The sequence below is a fragment of the Nocardiopsis nanhaiensis genome, assembly GCF_054778635.1.
In genome coordinates, this window is the sequence record NZ_BAAGZJ010000030.1 from 23,719 (window position 1) to 41,749 (window position 18,031).

Here is an 18,031-nt window from a genome sequence, read left to right on the forward strand (position 1 = left end):
CTCGTTCGTCGGCCCCGCGGGCGGCCTCGGTGTGCTTTCGGACTCAGCTGTGACTTCACATCCCGGCCCACCCGAGGAGCCACATTCAGCCCTACCAAAGACTTCGTCAGCGGTAGCTGGAGCGCTCAGCACAAGTAGGAACAACGTTGCAGCCATCAAGGAAGCGAGTCTCAACATGTCCCGGGCTCCCAAATACGCAAGTCGGACACTCTCCAGGAAAGACCGTCATGATTGACCGTTGCGTCAATCTGACGAGGGCCAACCTCTCTATCCTCCTCGTCCGAATCGGTGCCGTTCTCGACCCACTCCGATCCGTCAGCGCAGTCAAGGAGTGTGACGGTCTCTGGAGCATGCTCTGGCGAAGCCTCGACCACTTCAGGGTCGAGAACCGGCTCCCCTTCGACATCGACCTGGTCCCCTGCAGTGCCGTCCAGGGTTTGGCGCATCAAAGCTAGGGCGTCGCCAGAGGCGTAAGTCTCTAGTTCCGGAGGATCCGCGTCCCCCTCGTGCGAAGCTTCGACAACGACGGACCACATGGCCTCATAGGTATCTACAGCCAGCTCCTCTGGTGACGTCGACTCAGTGGGTTCCGGTGTCTCACCCACTGAGGGTTCAGTGTCGTCTACCTGAGTGGCGCAACCGGAGGAAAGCATGCCGACCATAACCACTGCCGTCACAAGGAGTCTCAAGACACCTCCAAAGCACCGCTCGCACCTCACTCGGAGTGACGAGGCTAGTACCGGTGGCCCTTAATGCCAATACATACCCCCACCGGAACTGCGAACCGATAGGTACCCCTATCTGTGAGGTAAGGTCGCGCTGTGAAGATGATCATCCAGCATTCATGTTCATGTCTTCCATGAAGAACCTAGACCCCATCAAAAAGGCGCCCCACCTGCATAAATATATGACGGGTGGGGCGCCGAGCTATTCGTTGATCTGTGTTTTCCCAGGGCAGGCAGTGAACAGGGCGGGAAGGTCCAGGACTTACCCCAGTACGGCTAGTGGAGCATTCCCTTGGCGAGGCCGGGTACGACTCGGTGAGCATCTCGCGTGAACCGGTCTGCTCCAGTGCGTGACGCGGTGATGATGCGCATCAGGGCGTCTTCGGTCACCTCGCTCAGCCCATCTGCCGTCGCGACCCAGTAGGACTGGGTGCTTTCTCCGAAATAGACCACCACGGCAGGGTTGCGGGCCTGAAGTCGAGCAGCTCGGGTGTGCTCGGCGGCGAACTCCGCTCTGCGGCCTCCCAGGCGGGGTTGGCTCTCAGCCCTGCGGGCCCGGCATGAGCGGTGCGTGCACACCATGCAGGTCGGCCCCGCAAGCAGTGCGGGACGGCGCTGGGCGGGTGGAACGGGGCGCGGCTGGCGGGTAGCGATAGGGTAGGTCATCGATCCGGCCTCTCTCGCATGGGTTGTGCGTGAATGTTGGGTTCTGAGGCCCGGGCAGTGCGGGGCAACGCTCTGCCCGGGCCATATTGCGCGTGAGGGAAGTGCGACCGTCAAGTGCCCTCCCACTGGCTGCCGCTCAGGTCGGAGCGCAGATAGAGCCAGACCTGCCGGGCCTGTGGGCAGCCGTTCTCGCCCCATGTCGTCGCGAGCCGATCGATCATCGCGAGGCCTCGGCCGCTCTCGGCGTCCGGCGACAGGCCATCCGGGGCGGGGGTGAGGTGTTCGCCGATCCTCGATGGGTGGGCATGCGGGTCGCCCTGGTCGATGCAGTCCAGGTGGAGACCGTCGGGTTCCCTGCGGCACGTCAGGGTGTAGCGCCCGCCGACCCGTCCGGACCTGGAGTGGTGGATGGCGTTGCTGGCCAGCTCCGCGCCGAGGAGGGTGAATACGAACTGGAAGTTCTCGTCGTGGCCGGCTGCGCAGGTGGCCAAGTAGCTGCGCACCAGCGGCATGAGTTGGGGTGAGGATCCGAATTCGTAGGCGCGGTGGTGGAACTCCGATGGTGGCTGGTGGTTGAAGTAGTGCCTCTGGCTCGTGGGGACGAGGTCCCACAGCGGCAGGGTGGCCTCCGGCAGGGGAGGCAGTGATGGGTGGTAAGTGCTCGGGGCACGTGTGCGTGCGTCCATGGGGACCATGGCGCGTCGTCCTCTCTTTGGCAGGTCCGATCCCGGTGGGAGTTACTACTCGTCCCCTGTCGGGGGACCTCAACCACCGGGAGGGTCCACAGTCACCGTCGCACCGTTGGATGCGCTCAGTGGCCTGAACTTGTGGCAACAGCGGTCTGGTTGGGTTCACGCCCAGGCATCGCATCCCCTCAGCGCCCCGACCGCACGGGGCCGAGAGGTCCGCCGAAGGACTCCTGTGACGTGTCCTCAGCATGCACGACGCACTTACGATCGGCAATAGATACGTAGGGGAAATTTTACGCATCGGAACTGTGGCATGCTGGACTCTCAGTTCCATCGAGCCCAGACATCGGGAGTGTTCCGTGCCAGAACCGTCCTTGCGCACGCGCTGGCTGGGTGCCCGCCTTGAAGCCCTCCGTCACGACGCGGGCTTGTCCCTCCAAGCAGCCTCCCAGGCCGCCGGTCGCTCGACGGCTTCCTTGAGTCGCATCGAGAACGCCCGCGTCACACTGCCCGCACGGGATGTCCCACCGCTGCTAGACGCCTACGGGATCGACGATGAGACTCTGCGCGAGACTCTGACGACAGTGGCGGCAGACATCGAGAAAGAGCGCCGCGGCTGGTGGGTCGAGCACACGACTTCGCTCAACGCCTCATATATGGAACTGGTTCGCCTGGAGTCCACAGCCCAGTCCATCCGCACATACGAAACCAGCCTCGTTCCGGGACTGCTCCAACACCCGTGCTACGCGCGACAGGTCATGGCGGTTACCAGCAGCGCCGGATTGAGCCCAGATCAATTGGAGCACCTGGTCTCGGTTCGCCGTCAGCGCCAACAGATTCTGCACCGGAGCGAAGACCCTGTCGTGTTGCACGCGATCGTGCACGAGGCAGGACTACACCAAGACCTCCACAAACCACAGGTACTGCGGGCACAGTTGGAGTACCTACTGGAACTCACACAACTGCCGTCCATCATCGTGCAAGTTCTCCCCCTGTCGGCGCCCCACCCAGCCTTGGCAGGCGGTTTCAGTCTGCTGAGCACTAGCCGTGTCGACTGGGTACACGTGGAGCTACTGACCAGCGACATCTACCTGGAAAACAACGAGAGTGTACTCCCGTACGTGAGCGCATTCGAAGTGCTAAGCGAGCGAGCATTGACACCCGAAGCTTCGCTGGGTTTCATTTCTCAGAGAATTTCCGACCTCGAAAACAGCCCTTCCTCGATCCAGAGTGAACGAATACCATGAATACTGAAACCCTCTCGCCCTGGCACACCAGCAGCTACAGCACTGCTCAGTCCAACTGTGTCGCGGTAGCCACAACCCCTCTAGGTCGAGCCGTGCGTGACTCTCAACACCCGGAACTCGGCGACCTAAACTTCCCACGTGAACAATGGATCCACCTACTCGCCTACTGCAAGATCCTCGACTGAATTCACCATTTAATATGACATCGAAAGTGAGAGGAACCAGGAGAATCTTGGACAAGCTCGCGTGGCACGTTGGGTGCGCTTACCTGCGGCAGTTCCCGCACAAGCGCACGGCGTTGGCGGCCTCAGCCGATTGATCGTCCGCTCGCATAACACCAGCTGCCCGCGACTGCTCGTACCCGTACCTGGACATGCAGGTGATGTAGTCCAGCAGTTCCTGCCTCGTTGAGGGCCCGCTCAGGGGTGGAGCCGCCGGTACAGGGTCGCTCTCTCCACGTCCGTGGGGTCGACGAGCACCCCACCTTCCTCTTTCAGTTCGCGCACCCCGCCCTGGGCCGCGGACTCCTCCTCCAGATGCACTCCGGGGATGCCGATGGCCGGGCTACACCTATCCGAGGCCGAGGCCACCAGCGCAGCCGAGGCCGTGCACTGGCGCCCCGGGGAGGAACTCCCTCCGGCTGCGGACCCGACCGTGGCCCTCGCCTACACCGAGCACCTCCAGGGCCGCAGCCTCAGCGAGACCACCACTGCGCTGGCGAAGCTGTTCCTGCACACCCCGCAGGTGCGCACCGGCAAGGCCGAGATGATGGTGCGCATGTTCATGCCGGATCAGCACGAACAGGACCAGCCCCTCATCGACCAGGCCACGCGCATGGTTACCGAGCACCCAGGGTTGGTCGAGGTCGAGTAGCGGGCCCAGGGGTGACCGGAACCTGACCGTAGTGCACGGCAAGATCGAGGCCCCCGAGCACCCGCCCCACGAGTTCCAGGCAGCCAGGGCGGTGCTGTCGCTGCTCACCGGTGCCCCGCCCCCGTACTACCTCGGCCACGGCACCGACCGGCTGGTGCTGGTGGTGGGAGGACCGCGGGCCGACAGCACAGTCCTGACAATGGAGCGACTGTTGCGGACCGTGGCGCCTCGGATCCAGGGGAGCTAAGGCGCAGAACTGGACTGGGAATTTATCCGCGGCTTTGCCCCCGGAGATCCCGGGCCGCGGGCCTACTTCACCAACGGCACCAGCACCGAACCCGACGAGGACCTCCCGCTGGAGCAGTAACGAGACGTCCCCTGGCATCGACGAGGGGCGGCTGTACGTGCTGTGCCGATCACCGGTACTCTGATCTGCCCCGGGCACGTCTCCGGGTGTTCTCCTGCTAGCCGTGATCTGCCAGGGCGCCGAACACCTCTCGAATGTCGTCACGGTGTGTTGTTGTTCATACATGACCCTTGATCGTCGTCGCGTCCAAACGGCTGTGGTCGGCCACTCCGAGAGTGCCGACCCGGCGTACATGCCCCTTGACCCCGACGAAGCCGAACTGTTCCGCAACCGCGCCCACGAGCACCAGGAGACGTTCTGGTGCGGGCATCTGCTGGGCGGATGCGGAGGACAACTGTCGCTGAAGATCATCCATGAACGCGAGACCGTCCCACACTTCGCTCACCGGGCCGATTCCAACGAATGCGCCAGGTTGCACAAGGGTGGAGAGGGCACCCTGGGCGGGCACAGCGCTGACCACCTGTACGCCCACCGCCACCTGCGCGCCTGGCTGGGCGAGCGGGCCGCGGACGCCCAGGCCAAATACGAGGGCCTGGCCAAGGGCCGTGCGTGCACCACGTTGGTCGTTCCCACCTCTGGCAAGCACCTGCGTCTGGTGTTCACCCACGACTTGGACCACGAACTGGTGGACCTGGCCAAGTCCGCCGAGGCGCACGATTATGTGTGGCTGGTGCGCGCTAACCAGGCGGTCACGCGCGCACTGGTCGCCAACGGGGTCCCCTACCGGCTGTTTCGGCTCGCCGACGCGGACGGTCTCACCCGCACCGTGCAGGTCGGTATCCGTGACGGTGCAGGCGAGGTCGTATGGACGCCACTGGGCGAGTGCATACTCCAAGGCGACACCCTCGTCAAGACCCGCTCTGAGGCCGCCCCCGTGCCCGTCCAGCGCCGCCCCGAGCCCCGCAGCGAGTTGACCACGCCGACGGATCCGCTGGAACAAGCGCTGCGGGGCCTGAGCCACGTGCTCGACCAGCAGGACATGGCGAACGTGCGCACCATGGCTCAGCAGGTCCAGATGCGCCTGCGCCAGGCCCGCAACCGAGGGCTGGCCCCCCACCTGATCGACGAAGCCCGCACCCTGCTGCAGCAGGCCAGTGATGCCCTGCCTACACGGGAGGTCGTCGCGAAACCTCGGCAGGTACCCGTTGTCCCGGAACGCCCCCGTGTGCCCAGGCGGGGCGCTTTCTTGCCCCACCATCACGCCCGACGTGAGGCCGACAAATACCTTGGCAAGCTCCAGTGGGCGCAGGAACGCCAGTACAGCCGGGCCTACAACGACAACCGTGCCGCACTGGTCAGAATGCTCACCGGGCCCGAGGTCCCCAAGGACGTGACGGACTGGATCAAGCAACAACTGCGCGAGTTCCCCAAGGATCAGTTCGACCGCTCCGCCGCCCCACCCGCCAGAAAGCCGCGCCGGACCGCGGAGCCCGAAGGCCGCGACCGCAGTCGCGGGGCGAGCACGCGCCAACGCACGGAGCGGATCCGCGCCAAGGCCGACGAGCTGCTCGACACCCTGCACTGGGCGTACAACGGCAAGATGCCGCAGACCTACGACGACACCCGCGCCCAGCTCACGGACGTACTCAGTCGGTCCAGCACGCCCGAAGAGCTCAGGGACAAGATCCGAGCACAGTTGCGTCGGCTCCCCGACAGCCTGGCTATCCCGCCCGTGCCTGCCCCGGCTCCACCCCCGAAAAAGTCCCAGAAGGCGCAGAAACCGGATCGGCGCAGCCGTCACGGCCGCAGCGAGAAACCCGCGCCGCGGCGGCGGGCCCCTGCACCCTCGGGCAATTCGGACGCGGGAATCCTGGCCAACGCCCGTATCGATGAGCGCAGCAGGCGCCTGCTGGAGCAGCTCCAGAACGCCCCACAGACGTCGACCCCTGACGGAACCGAACGCTGAATATCCCGTGCGGGTCCTCCTGTCCGTGTCTGCCCTGGACCCAGGCCCCGGCGAGGACCCGCTCCGAGCCGCACACCCGCCCACACCAGGACCGCGGCACCCCCGGACAAGGGCAGGCACAGCCCTCATCGCAGACGAGCCTGACCTGTGGCGTTACCTAGGCCCGGGACGGTGAGGGCGCCCCTGGCCGCGAAGGGGAACATCGTGCCGCACGACAAGCTCAAGGATGCTGCCCAAGCCTTGACCGCCCACGAAGGGCTGTCCTACGTCGACGCCCGGCGGCGCCTGTTCCTCCGCCGCGATCGACCACCACTTCCAGGCGCACATCGATGTTGACGCCTACGATGCGCTGCTGCGTGTCACCGATGTCGCCGACCGCGTTGCCGCGGAGGGGTGCGTGTGGACCGGCTGCTACTCGGCCTGACCTGGGGAGAGGGCTCTCAGTGGTCGATCTGCCCGCCCGGGGCGGGCACCTGGGTGTGGTCGAGTCCGGGTTCGCCGGGTCGCGCGCCCTGCGCCGCCATCGGGCCCTTCAGGCCCGCGCTCCCGGGGTCGACGTCCACCTGCTGACCCCGGCGCGTCGGCCGCCTACCCCGGCATGGACGCTGTGGAGGATTCCGAGGAGTGCCAACGCCGTCTGGCCGAGCTGGCTGAGTCCGCTCCGACCGCCGAGCGGCTGGTGTTCGCGGTGATCGACGACCCATACGCCCTAGGCACGGACACCCTCAGCAAGGGCATCGCGCACACCCGCATCCACCGGCTGCTCACCCGCGCCCCGAGCATCTGCACGTCATCCTGCGCTGTGAACACCCCACCGAGACCTGGCCTTTGGAGGCGTTCGCGGTGGTGGGGTGACCGAGGTGCTCGCGTCCACCTGGCGCACGGTCGTCGGAGAGCCGATCTCGGAAGCGGCCACGTCCGGTCCGGACATGTGGACGTTGCAGCCGTGGACCGCTACTCTCCCGAGGCCGGCGGGTCGCGGTTCGAAGCTGGGAAGGTGCTGCCCATGTACCAGGGCGGGCAGAGCGGCTACACCGTCAGCTCTGCTTGGTGGACCACCCATCACCTGCGTGGCGCCTACAGGTTCGCCCGAATGAGATATCGATCGTGGAGGAGCTGACCGCCGACTGGCCGATACAGCACGATCTGCTCCTCGGGTAGGTCCGTGACGAGCGCCCTTCGCAGGGTGATAGAAGCGCAGCCATGCCTGGACGGTAGTGCCCCAGAGCGCTTGTGTGGCGTTTTCTCAGAACAGCCCTGCCCGCGGGTGGTCCGCGTTCTACGCTGGCCCTGCCCGCATACTGCCCCCAGGAGAGGCGCGATGATCTCGACCACCACCGGACATCCCCACGCTGCGCTACGCGAGGCCATGGTGGGCCGTCTGACCCAGCAGCAGACGCTCACCGAGCCAGTGGCCGAGGCGCTGCTCGCTGTGCCCCGGCACGTGTTCGTGCCCCACGCTCCGGTGGAGGAGGCCTACGCCGATCGCACGGTCTCGGTCAAGGACGGCCCGGACGGGGATTCCCTCAGCTGCGCCTCACACCCGGGTGTGGTGGCCCGCATGCTCGTCCAAGCGCAGATCGAGCCGGGGATGCGGGTGCTGGAGGTGGGAGCTGGCACGGGCTACAACGCTGGCCTGATCGCCCACCTGGTCGGCCCCCACGGGCAGGTGGTGAGCATCGACGTCGACCACGACCTGGTCGCCGATGCCCGCGTCCACCTGGAGCAGGCCGGGGCAGGCCAGGTACAGGTGCGGTGCGCCGACGGCGCCCTGGGGGCGGAGGATCTGGCGCCGTTCGACCGGATCATCGCCACCGTGGGAGCCCACCACCTGCCGATCGCCTGGTTGGAACAGCTCGCCCCCGGCGGGGTGCTGGTCGTGCCGATGCGGGTGGTCGGGGACGTGGGCTATGCGCTGGCGCTGCGCGCCCACCAGGACCACTGGGCGTCCGCCAGTGCTGAGCTGTGCAGTTTCATGCCGTTGCGCGAAGGGATCGGGGACGACTCGCGCCGACTGGTGGATGTGTCCGGCGATGGTGGGGTGCGGTTGCAGGTCAACCGGGAACAGGACATCACCGACGCTCAGGTGGCGGGGGTGTTGGCCGAGCCCGAACAGACGGTGTGGACCGGGGTGCACTTCGGTGGCATGGAGTCGATGGACGGCATGTGGTTGTGGCTGGCGCTGCACCTGGACAACACGCTCTCGCGGCTGATGTTCAACCGCAAGGAAGAAGCACGTCACGGGTTGGCGCGCGGTCTGGGGTGGGGCGCGATGGCCAGTGTGCCGGACGGCGAGCGTGGGCTGGCCTACCTCACCCACCGGGTCCTGGAGCCTGCGGGTGAGCAGGGGCCGTGCACGGAGATCGGCGTGGTCGGGCACGCCCCGGCCGGGCAGGCCCTGGCCCGCCGCGTGTGCGAGCTGATCAACGCCTGGGCACCGTACCGGCACACCGGGCCCACCTACACCGTGTACCGCGTCGGGGTGCACACGCCCGCCGCCGGCCCGGGGGTGTTCGTGCTGGCCCGGGGCCCGGTCCAGCTGGTCTTGAACTGGGACCTGTGAAGCCCCACGACCGTCCGGTAGGGAAAGGGAATCGCATGTCCACGTGGAGGATCGGTTCCAGGGGGAGTCGTCTGGCTCAGACCATGGTGACCGAAGTCCTGGACCACCTGAGTACGACCCACCCGGAGCACGCCTGGGTGCGGCGCACCATCATGAGCGCGGGAGATCAGGACCGCACCAGCAGTTTGCGCGACCTCGCCTCCTCCGGGGCCGGGGTGTTCGCTGGCGCCGTCGAACATGCCCTGATGGGCGGGGAGATCGACGTGGCCGTCCACTCACTGAAGGACTTGCCCAGCGCTTCCACCCCGGGGACGGTGGTCGCTGCGATCCCGCGCCGCCACGAGGTGCGCGATGCTCTGTGCGGCACCACCCTGGGTTCTCTCGCCCCCGGGAGCAAGGTGGGCACCGGTGCGCCCCGCCGGGTGGGCCAGCTCCACCTGGCCTGCCCCGGTGTGGTGGCGGTCCCGATCCGCGGTAACGTCCCCCCGAGGCTGCGGCAGATGCGCGAGCGGGGCTTGTCCGGGGTGGTGCTGGCCGCGGCTGGGCTGCACAGGCTGGGTCTGCAGGAGAGCATCACCGAGTACCTGGACCCCGCCCGTTGGCCGCCCTCTCCTGCCCAGGGGGCGATCGCGGTGCAGGTTCGCGCCGCCGACAGCGCGTTGGCGCGGGTGGTGGCCTCGGTGCACGACGAGGATGCAGCGGCCACCACACGGGCCGAACGTGCGCTCATGAAGGCCCTGGGGGGTGGCTGCCATGTCCCCATCGGCGCTTATGCCACCATCCGCGCCGGAGGGCTACACCTGCTCTCCCAGGTGACCTCAACCGACGGCTCCACCACCATCCGGGCCGAGGCCACCGGAGCGGCCGACCAACCGGAGATGGTGGGCGAGCACGTGGCTCGTCAGCTCCTTGATGAGGGGGTAGAGGCCATCCTGGCTTCCAGCGCCTGAAGCGCATGGCGCTGACGGGCTCCACGTCCGGCAGCGAGGGCTACGGGTGCCGTTCGGGCGGTGTGAAGGCGGGCGAGCAGGGAAATCACTGTTCTGGCTGAAGACTCGCCGCAGCGCGAGAACCCGGCTGTGCCCTCCCCTTTCACGAACGGACAGACCCCATGTACTCCGCCTCTGCTGCAGGTTCAGGAGCACGACAACCTCATGGGACGTGCCTGGGCGCAGGTGCAGCCTGCCGTGGAGATGATCGAGCTGGCACGCGCAGCACGTCAGGCGGGTCTGAGGACGGCGCTGCTGATGGGCATGCCCCGCCCCTCATGGAGCTCCTGCACGGGGTACGTCGGGCAGGGGGTACCTGGAGCAGGCTGACGGATCAGTGCAGGGCCTGGTGTACGCGCCGTTTGTGGAGTACGTCCGTGACCATCACGGTCTGAACGCGCAGGTCCGCACCGACCTGGACACCAAAGCGATGCGCGCGGAGCTGGACCGTGGGCGGATGGTGTTGGCCTCGGTCCACAAGGAGATCCGCCGCCCTCACCTTCCGCCGCCAGGAAAGGGTGGGCACTTGGTGTTGGTGATTGGTCACCGAAACGGACGCTTCCATATCCGCAACCCGTCCGGGCACACCCCCGAGGCGGTCTCTGCCGTGCTTTCCGAGGCCCAGGTTTCCCAGTTCTCCGCTGAGCGGGGCATCGTCGTTGACCCCACTGGCCCCTGATACGGACCTGCCGCTGGATTCGGGCCCGTCACCGTCCCTGCCTGGCGTGTAGGCTGCGTGGCCGCCGTGGCCCCGAGAGCCCGTGCCGGTTTTGTTGGTAGCTCTGAGAGGAGCCAGTCACGGTATGCCGAGGACCTCCGCTGCTTTACCTGCCGACCTCGCACTGTGGGTGAGGGCCCGCTTCGGTGTGGTACGCAGCGTCGCTGACGTGTCCTGGCCCCGGACCGACTCTCGGGTCTGGCATGTGAGGACCGGTACAGAAGCGGTCTACGTCAAGCTCAGCCCCGATCCTGCTGACCATGCGCGGGAGCGTGCAGGCCTCGCCTTCGCTGCCCAGGCCCTGGATCCCTATCAAGCACCGCGGGTGCTGGCCGCCGACGAGTCCTTGTTGGCGCTGGCGACCTCCCCTGTACCCGGATCCATCGTGCGAAGACTGGAGCTGTCCGTCGGCGAGGAGCAGCGTGTCCATGCCCGCGCGGGCGCACTCCTGCGACGTTGGCATGAGCGCTCGCCCCGGGCCACGAGCGCCGACCACGCGAGCATCTGCACCTCGATCACCCGGCAGGCTGGCGAAGCCGACCAGATCCTGCCCCTGCTCGCGAAAGCCACCACCGCCTCCCAACAGGCTCTGGTCAGGGACGCGGCTCTGGAACTGCCCCGGTGCGCTCCCGCAACACCGGTGGTCTATCGCCACGGCGACTACGCCACCCGTAACTGGCTCTGGGACCCCCACCACGGGCTTGGGATCATCGACTTCGCCAAGGCGGCCCCGGGGCTGCTGGTGGAGGAGTTCGTGTGGCTGCAGGGGGCGGTGTGGTTGGAGCGCCCCGACCTGCGGTGTGCGTTCTTCGGCGGCTACGGACGTGAGCTGTCGCAGACCGAGGAGCGAGCTCTCCAGCTCCTGACCGTGCGCCTGGCAGCCTCCTACCTGACCACAGGCCTCGCCACAGGTGACCCGGCACTGGTCGAACGCGGTCGCCAAGGGTTGGATCGGTTGGAACGATCCCACCGATGAGGTCCAACAGGTGTTCCGTTCGGGATGGGCCGGCACGGTCAAGGGCTTCGGGAAAGTCGCTATGCGCGCGGACACGGGTGACTACGCTAATCCCCATCTGCCCTTGGTACATGAGGAGCCCTGGTGGAGCATCTGGCCCGATCACCGTTGGAAGCTTACGCCTCTGGCCCGGTGCCGGTGGTGATGAGCCTGGATCCCCCGTGGTACGAGCTCATGTGGACCGGTCAGAAGACCTACGAGTTCCGGCGCCGCTTTCTCACCGGGTCTCCCGTGCAGTGGTTCGTGTACCTGACCGCGCCGGAGAATCGGCTGTGTGCGGTGATCGACCTGGACGTAGCGATCGAGGGCTCCCCTAATCGGATCGCGCAGATCGCCGAGCGGATGCATGTCGGCAGCGGCGCCACCGTGCAGCCTTACCTGGCCCGGAAGGGCCGGTTGGTGGGGTACGCGATGCCGATCCAGCGCGTACGCCAGTACACGGGGTTCGCTGCAGCCGAGTTGGAGCGGATGCTCAACGAGGTCTGTCCCCCGCAGGGCTACATCCGCCTCGACCAGCACCCCGGGTGGCGTTCGGTGTGCGAGAAGCTGTTGTCCACCCCGGTGGAGCGCGAAACCACGATCAGCCCCACGCCCTGATCCCTTCCTCGGCCTCATGTTCGGGTGAGGCCGCCCGTTGGGGTCCTGGCGGCTCACGTCGCGCGCCTCCTGCCCGGTCTGGAGGGGCGCTGGGCGATGAACCGCGGACCCGTTTGTTGGCTACGCCCAGAAACCGAGGACATGGATTCCGAGCTCACCGAACTCATCACCCCCCACACACACCGGGCGCATCACCGACGTGAGCCCCAGCGCCGAGGGCAGTGACTACTCGACCACGGCCGTGGTCACCAGCCAGGAAGGGCGCGTGTTCCTCAAAGCCGTCCCCGACCGCCCCGGAGGCGTGCTGGCCGAGGTGGGGCGTGAGGGCCAGATCAACCCGCACCTGAACGGGCTGGCCCCGCCCTTGCTGTGGCAGGCCCGCGGGGCCGGGTGGTTCGCGCTGGGGTTCGAGGCGATCGAGGGAAGGGCGGCCGACTACGCCCCGGGCTCACCGGACCTGCCCGAGCGGTGCAGGCAGTGGACCAGATCGCCGCTCTCCCCGTCCCGGAGGTGGCCCGCTCGTGGGTGGAGACCCGGTGAGACCGTGCTCTGCCCGGGGAGACGGTCAAGGTGGTCCGTGGCAACCACCTGGCCCATGCCGACCTGCACCCCCGCAACATCCTCATCGACCACAACGACCGGATGGGGTGGTCGACTGGGCATGGCCCACCGTGGCCTCGGCGCTCGTGGCACCCACGTGCCTGGCCGTGCAGCTGGTCTCCTCGGGCCATGATGCGGCCGATGTGGAAAAGCTCCTGACGGCATCCACCCTGTGGGGGCAGCTCGACCTCGACGCGCTGGCGGTCTTCGCTCGAGCCGACGCGATGATGAACCGGCACTACGCGAAGATCCGACCCGAGCAGGAGTGGCGGAAGGCCTTGGCCGACGCCGCTCAAAGGTGGGCTGACCACTGGACTGAATAGCCATACGGCGCAGCCATTTGCCGCTGGCCCACTCCTTGACCTGAGGTGTTCTCGGGTGGTGAGACCAGCCTTCTTAGGCTGGGCCTGACCGAGCGCGAGCTCGGCGCATCGCCACGACAGTTTCTGGGCGTAGTCGCTGTGCCCAAGAGCCGTCATCTCCACGTCTCGCATGTCCTCGAGTGTGACAGCGGGCAGAGCATGCCGGGCTCGCTCAGTGTTGATGGCTTCCAGCAGTAGCGCCCGTTCAGCGAACACCCAGGCCGGGGCCGTTTCCTGCCTATGTGTGCGAAAGCCCGGACGCGTGTCTCGTCGGGCAGACTCGCGCCGCAGCAGACCAAGCAGGTTCTGTTCGACGCGATGTACATCGCGATCCATGGGGGGCGTCCCTTTCAAGGTCGGCGAGGGTGGCCTCAGCGTAGTCCCCGAAGGAGCCTTGCGCTGGTTTTGGGTTCACTGCCCCGGGGCTCAGACGGCCGATCGTGCCGCGGGGGATCACAGATCGAACAGGTCTTGTTGGACGGGCCGGTTGGTCTTGGCGGTGCGTCCAGCGATCTTGACCAGCCCAGCGAGGTCTTCGAGAGCGTCGTCGCGGTCGGCAGCGTCGATGAGCCGCATGAACACCCTCGCGGTGACGTCGACGTCGGCGTAGGCCCGGTGGCGGTCCGCGGGGCGGGGAATCCCGAAGCGGTGCAGCAACGTGTCGAGCCTGTAGTTGTCCAGGCCCGGAGCCAGGTGTTTGGCGAGCGGGATGGTGTCGATCAGGTTGATGCGGGCCAGGTTCGGGCAGTGCTCGCGCTGGTGGTAGAGGAGGTTGGCCTCGGTGGCGGCGTGCTGGGCCACCAGCAGATATTGGGTGTCCGCGGTGAAGCGCTGGTCCAGCTCACCCAGCGCCTGGGCGGGGGTCGGCGCCGCCGCGAGCTGTTCAGGGGGCAGACCGTTCAGGGCGGTGGTGGCGGCCGTCACCGGGGCGAAGGCTGGCGGTCGGATGAGGGAGGTTCTGCGGCCGACCTCTGTCCAGCGGTCGGCTTCGTAGCGCAGCGCCAGAGCGGCGACCTCGATGGGCTGAGGTGGGTGGCCTGCTGGGGTGGTCGCTTCGAAGTCCAGGACCACCCACACCGTTCCCAGGAAGTCCGGGTCCCGCGTCAACCCGCCCATGCGCTCTCCCTCGTGCTGTCGTGGGGCCTGCCAAGCACCGCTGCGAGGAACGGGACCTTTCTGTTCACCGGGTCGGTGGTGTTGATACGGGTGCGGTGGAGGGGTATTCGAGGATCCTGCGTAGGGTGAGTGCGGCCTGGTCTACGGCTGTGGTGAATGCGGGGCGGTGGGTGGTGGGGGCAGTTCGTCGGTGCCGATCCCTGCTGCTGTCAGGGCGGTCGTGAGGCGCTGGTGGTGTGCGTCGCTCAGGTACGGGCCGAGCCCGGAGTGGTCGAGCGCCCCCGAGCGACGTAGGTATCGAGCGCGGCCGCCGCGGGGTAGGCCCTGTCCCGAACGCCATCACTCTGACATCTCAGCTTCCCCGATCGCCGAGCTGGTCTTTCTCGCTTGCCTCTGGGGATCACCCACTCCGCTGAGACCGCTGGCGCCTCCCCTGGCTCCAGGCGTCAAAGCACAATCCTCGAGTATGCGGGCAACGGTCTCCTCGACCGTGCTGTGCTCGTCGATGATCCCTTCCACACCGCCAGGGAGCAGGTCGCGGGGACGCCACCAGTCCCGCAACTCGGTCTCACCGACCTTATCTGCGATGGGTTTCGTCGAGTGGCGCTCCAACGTGATCCTGAACGGGATGTCGAAGTAGTAGGCGCGCGATATGCCCTTGTGGTCGCGCATAAGCGCTGTGAGCATGTCCCCGTATCGGTCGGCGTACAGGATCCCCTCCACGACGACCACGTGGAATCCGTGGTCCAGGGCGTAGCGGGCCATCAGGTCGATGAGGCCGATGTTGGCGCCTCCGGGCACGTCGCGCTCACGCAGCACAGTGCGGCGCACGTTGTCCTGGCCGATGATCGCGAGCCCACGACCGTATGCTGCCCGCAGCGTTTGGGCCACGCTCGACTTGCCCGAGGCGGAGTTACCACGCAGGACAACCAACCGTGGTGATGGCGAAGGCGTTGGGTTACATCGGTTGGGATCTGCGCTCTCCATCGAATTCATAGGCGCGACCTTAAACGAAGCAGCGCCCACCCGAAGGCTGAACCAGACAGGCCCCGGCCCCTTACCGGACCAGTGCCCTAGAAATCCCCACGCGATGGGTCCAGCCCGGTTAGCCTGCCGGGGTGACGACCCCACAGACCACCCCCACTCACGACGCCGACCAGATCCACGACTTGTGTGAACGCATGATCGCCCGCATGTGGGCGATCAATGCCGTGCGCACCGACCGGGTGGCCGAAGCGGTGCGCGCCGTCCCCCGTCACGTGTTCGCTGCCGAGTTCCCCATCGAGCAGGTCTACGACATGAACGCGGTCCTGCGCACCCGGTTCGGCCCTGACGGTGAAACCACCAGCTCGGTGTCGGGCACCTGGGTCCAGGCCCTGATGCTCGAACACGCCGACATCCGCCCCGGCATGCGTGTGCTCGAAATCGGCTCCGGTGGCTACAACGCCGCCCTCATCGCCGAACTCGTCGGCCCTACAGGTTCGGTGACCTCGATCGACATCGACCCGGCCGTCATCGATCGCGCCCGCGACTGCCTCACCGCTGCCGGCTACACCGACAGGGTGACCTTGGCGGTCGCCGACGCCGAGCACGGCTTCTCCGACGGCGCCCCCTTCGATCGGATCATCGTCACCGTGGGCACCGATGATCTCCCCCCGGCCTGGACCGACCAACTCCTCCCGGGAGGGCGGCTCGTGGTGCCCTTCTCCGTACGGGGCTTCGAGCGGATCTACGTCTTCACCCGCAGCGGCGACAGACTCCTCGTGGGCGAGGGCGGAGACGTCGCCGGCTTCGTGCGCATGCAGGGCCAGGGCGAGCACGTACAACACCAGGTGCCGGTGGCCGAGGGCGTCACGTTCACCACCGACGCCGACCCACTCCCCGACCAGGACACACTCGCGCAGGTGTTCCTCCAGCCAGCGCACGAGGAATGGACCGGAGTGCGGATGGGCCCACGAGAATTCTTCGCTACGCTGCAGATGTGGCTGGCTACCGACATACCCGGGTTCGGAACCCTCACCGGGGACGCCGACGCCCTGGGCCACGCCCCGATGCCCGGACAGCGCACCCCTGCGCTGTGGGACGACACCTCACTGGCCTACCTGTTGCTGCCCCGGGTCTGCGCCAGTTCCGACCAATGGGAGTACCTCGCGCGCGGCCACGGGCCCAACGCGAGGACACTGCTCGACACACTCGTCGAACGTGTCCGCCGCTGGGACACCGAACTGCGAGGCGGGCCCGGGCCGCGCCTGCTCGCCAGCCCTGACCTTTCGCCCGGGGAGAAAGTGATTCCCACCCGCCACACCCACCTCGTCGCCTTGTGGGACCAACCCCGGGACACACCCCGGCTGGACTGGGAGGGCGACCCAAACGCATGAGCGCTTCATCTCTTCAGGACCGATACCCCGACGTGGCGGCCACCTGGCACGATATGCGCAACGGTGTCCGTGCTTCCGAGGTCGCCAGCACCTCCCCCGAATCCGCCTGGTGGCGCTGCCTGCGAGGGCACGAGTGGAGCCAGACCGTCGCCTCACGCACCAGCATGCCCAAGTGGAAGAACGGCGACCGGGCGGCCTGCCAGGAGTGCTCGGGTTGCCGCTACTGGGGTAAGCACGCATGCGGCCACGGCGCCCGGTTCACGAACGCCCAGGCCCGCGATGCCGCTGCCACCGCAACCTGCTCCCCCTGCCGCAAAGCCGATGCTGGGCGCGCGCAGGCCGAGAAGGTCATGGAGCAGACCGGGGTAGGGGCGCTCCTCCAGGCCGTCCGTGACCGCCACCCCGGCACTGAGGGCATCAACTTCGACCCCCGCGCCACCCCGCCCCTGATCGGGAACTGGTACAGGGTCGCCAAGAACCGTCTCCAAGGCCTGCGCCGCTGTGGTGAGCACCTCACGCCCGCCATGGCCCGGCAGACGCTGGAAGAGGTCAGGGAGTGGGCGCATCACCTGGCTCCGCTCCCCGAGGTAGTGGACGAAGCCATCGCGGGCAACGACCTCGTGGCCGTCCCCTTGACGTCCCAACGGATGTGGCCCGCAGGTTGGCTGTGGCACCACGACACCACTCCCCAATCCCCAGCCGTACCGGGCGAGGACCTGGCGGTGGCCACCGCCATCACCGAGCACATCACCAGCTGGGCAGCCGAAGCCGCACACCACCACGTCCACAGGTCAACGAGCGAACTCACCGACTCCCTCAGCGGCCAGATCGCCCAAGCCCTCCTCCACCACGACCCTGTCGGCCGCGTCCATACCGAGGCGCTCATCCCGCTCACCGAGGATGGAAGATTCCAGAGCGGAGTGCTAGACCTGGTGCTGTGCCGCACCACTGGCCCGGACATCGTCGTCGAAGTCGACTCCCGCCACAAACCCTGGTCGGTCCGCAAACTCGCCTTCGCCCGCCAAGCGGGAGCGATCACGGTGTGGGTCCGCTTCGGCGACGGCCGGATCGCACCTCAAAGCGACGGCACAGTGGTCGTCGATGCCACAGACGCCGCGTCTGCGCTCCGGAGAGGCCGTACACCCCCGACCGGGGCTGTGCGCTTGGTCTCCCGCGACACCCCGGACACCCTCTTCACCCTGTAATCCCAGGAGCGGGGG

20 protein-coding genes are annotated in these 18,031 nt (G+C 67.2%); 13 read left to right on the forward strand and 7 right to left on the reverse strand.

Features of this window, described 5'->3' with window-relative positions; translation table 11 throughout:
- Nucleotides 1-170: 170 nt before the first annotated feature.
- The 3 genes from ACYVD1_RS16100 to ACYVD1_RS16110 form a co-directional block, all read right to left on the reverse strand.
- Nucleotides 171-689 carry a hypothetical protein gene (locus ACYVD1_RS16100; RefSeq protein ID WP_460772949.1) on the reverse strand — a complete coding sequence of 173 codons (519 nt, stop codon included), beginning with the start codon at nucleotides 687-689 and terminating at the stop codon, nucleotides 171-173.
- A gap of 312 nt (nucleotides 690-1,001) precedes the next feature.
- Entirely contained in the window at nucleotides 1,002-1,391 is a 390-nt protein-coding gene (locus tag ACYVD1_RS16105; RefSeq protein ID WP_460772952.1) for a hypothetical protein, read from the reverse strand.
- 110 nt (nucleotides 1,392-1,501) lie between these two features.
- A complete protein-coding gene (locus tag ACYVD1_RS16110) occupies nucleotides 1,502-2,077 on the reverse strand; it encodes an ATP-binding protein (protein WP_460772954.1) in 576 nt (191 codons plus the stop codon).
- A gap of 362 nt (nucleotides 2,078-2,439) precedes the next feature.
- Here ACYVD1_RS16110 and ACYVD1_RS16115 point away from each other — a divergent pair, with 362 nt between their 5' ends.
- Nucleotides 2,440-3,327 carry a helix-turn-helix domain-containing protein gene (locus ACYVD1_RS16115; RefSeq protein ID WP_460772958.1) on the forward strand — a complete coding sequence of 296 codons (888 nt, stop codon included), beginning with the start codon at nucleotides 2,440-2,442 and terminating at the stop codon, nucleotides 3,325-3,327.
- Nucleotides 3,324-3,512, forward strand: coding sequence for a DUF397 domain-containing protein (locus ACYVD1_RS16120; RefSeq protein WP_460772960.1), 189 nt, complete (start codon nucleotides 3,324-3,326; stop codon nucleotides 3,510-3,512). Before ACYVD1_RS16115 ends, ACYVD1_RS16120 begins: the two co-directional genes overlap by 4 nt.
- A 234-nt stretch (nucleotides 3,513-3,746) precedes the next feature.
- On the opposite strand, the gene ACYVD1_RS16125 is transcribed toward ACYVD1_RS16120, so the two are convergent.
- Nucleotides 3,747-3,869, reverse strand: coding sequence for a hypothetical protein (locus ACYVD1_RS16125; protein WP_460772962.1), 123 nt, complete (start codon nucleotides 3,867-3,869; stop codon nucleotides 3,747-3,749).
- Between the two features lie 13 nt (nucleotides 3,870-3,882).
- Between ACYVD1_RS16125 and ACYVD1_RS16130 the strand changes: the two genes are divergently transcribed.
- The 3 genes from ACYVD1_RS16130 to ACYVD1_RS16140 all read left to right on the forward strand — a co-directional run bounded on the left by ACYVD1_RS16130 (nucleotide 3,883) and on the right by ACYVD1_RS16140 (nucleotide 6,473).
- Entirely contained in the window at nucleotides 3,883-4,200 is a 318-nt protein-coding gene (locus tag ACYVD1_RS16130) for a hypothetical protein (protein WP_460772965.1), read from the forward strand.
- A 31-nt stretch (nucleotides 4,201-4,231) separates the two neighbouring features.
- Nucleotides 4,232-4,447 carry a hypothetical protein gene (locus ACYVD1_RS16135; protein WP_460772967.1) on the forward strand — a complete coding sequence of 72 codons (216 nt, stop codon included), beginning with the start codon at nucleotides 4,232-4,234 and terminating at the stop codon, nucleotides 4,445-4,447.
- Nucleotides 4,448-4,730: 283 nt separating this feature from the next.
- Nucleotides 4,731-6,473, forward strand: a complete 1,743-nt coding sequence (locus ACYVD1_RS16140; RefSeq protein ID WP_460772970.1) for a hypothetical protein — start codon at nucleotides 4,731-4,733, stop codon at nucleotides 6,471-6,473.
- A 440-nt stretch (nucleotides 6,474-6,913) separates the two neighbouring features.
- Here ACYVD1_RS16140 and ACYVD1_RS16145 read toward each other — a convergent pair whose 3' ends face one another.
- A complete protein-coding gene (locus ACYVD1_RS16145; RefSeq protein ID WP_460772973.1) occupies nucleotides 6,914-7,036 on the reverse strand; it encodes a hypothetical protein in 123 nt (40 codons plus the stop codon).
- Nucleotides 7,037-7,794: 758 nt separating this feature from the next.
- On the opposite strand from ACYVD1_RS16145, the gene fxlM (ACYVD1_RS16150) reads away from it, so the two are divergent.
- From fxlM (ACYVD1_RS16150) to ACYVD1_RS16175, 6 genes are all read left to right on the forward strand, one after another.
- Nucleotides 7,795-9,036, forward strand: coding sequence for a methyltransferase, FxLD system (gene fxlM / locus ACYVD1_RS16150; protein WP_460772975.1), 1,242 nt, complete (start codon nucleotides 7,795-7,797; stop codon nucleotides 9,034-9,036).
- Between the two features lie 35 nt (nucleotides 9,037-9,071).
- Nucleotides 9,072-9,986 (forward strand): hydroxymethylbilane synthase, encoded by a 915-nt coding sequence (hemC, locus tag ACYVD1_RS16155; protein ID WP_460772978.1) that lies wholly within the window; start codon nucleotides 9,072-9,074, stop codon nucleotides 9,984-9,986.
- A gap of 376 nt (nucleotides 9,987-10,362) precedes the next feature.
- Nucleotides 10,363-10,704, forward strand: a complete 342-nt coding sequence (locus ACYVD1_RS16160) for a cysteine peptidase family C39 domain-containing protein (RefSeq protein WP_460772981.1) — start codon at nucleotides 10,363-10,365, stop codon at nucleotides 10,702-10,704.
- Nucleotides 10,705-10,828: 124 nt separating this feature from the next.
- Entirely contained in the window at nucleotides 10,829-11,719 is an 891-nt protein-coding gene (locus tag ACYVD1_RS16165; protein ID WP_460772984.1) for an aminoglycoside phosphotransferase family protein, read from the forward strand.
- A gap of 183 nt (nucleotides 11,720-11,902) precedes the next feature.
- Nucleotides 11,903-12,355, forward strand: coding sequence for a hypothetical protein (locus ACYVD1_RS16170; RefSeq protein ID WP_460772987.1), 453 nt, complete (start codon nucleotides 11,903-11,905; stop codon nucleotides 12,353-12,355).
- 686 nt (nucleotides 12,356-13,041) lie between these two features.
- Nucleotides 13,042-13,278: a hypothetical protein gene (locus ACYVD1_RS16175; protein ID WP_460772990.1), complete on the forward strand. Its 237-nt coding sequence runs from the start codon at nucleotides 13,042-13,044 to the stop codon at nucleotides 13,276-13,278.
- A 492-nt stretch (nucleotides 13,279-13,770) separates the two neighbouring features.
- Here ACYVD1_RS16175 and ACYVD1_RS16180 read toward each other — a convergent pair whose 3' ends face one another.
- Nucleotides 13,771-14,433, reverse strand: coding sequence for a 3'-5' exonuclease (locus tag ACYVD1_RS16180; RefSeq protein ID WP_460772993.1), 663 nt, complete (start codon nucleotides 14,431-14,433; stop codon nucleotides 13,771-13,773).
- A gap of 339 nt (nucleotides 14,434-14,772) precedes the next feature.
- Nucleotides 14,773-15,366 (reverse strand): AAA family ATPase, encoded by a 594-nt coding sequence (locus tag ACYVD1_RS16185; protein WP_460772996.1) that lies wholly within the window; start codon nucleotides 15,364-15,366, stop codon nucleotides 14,773-14,775.
- A gap of 185 nt (nucleotides 15,367-15,551) precedes the next feature.
- Here ACYVD1_RS16185 and fxlM (ACYVD1_RS16190) point away from each other — a divergent pair, with 185 nt between their 5' ends.
- Nucleotides 15,552-16,811: a methyltransferase, FxLD system gene (gene fxlM, locus ACYVD1_RS16190; RefSeq protein ID WP_460772999.1), complete on the forward strand. Its 1,260-nt coding sequence runs from the start codon at nucleotides 15,552-15,554 to the stop codon at nucleotides 16,809-16,811.
- Nucleotides 16,808-18,016, forward strand: a complete 1,209-nt coding sequence (locus ACYVD1_RS16195) for a zinc-ribbon domain-containing protein (protein ID WP_460773002.1) — start codon at nucleotides 16,808-16,810, stop codon at nucleotides 18,014-18,016. The genes fxlM (ACYVD1_RS16190) and ACYVD1_RS16195 overlap by 4 nt, the downstream gene beginning before the upstream one ends.
- Nucleotides 18,017-18,031 lie beyond the last annotated feature (15 nt).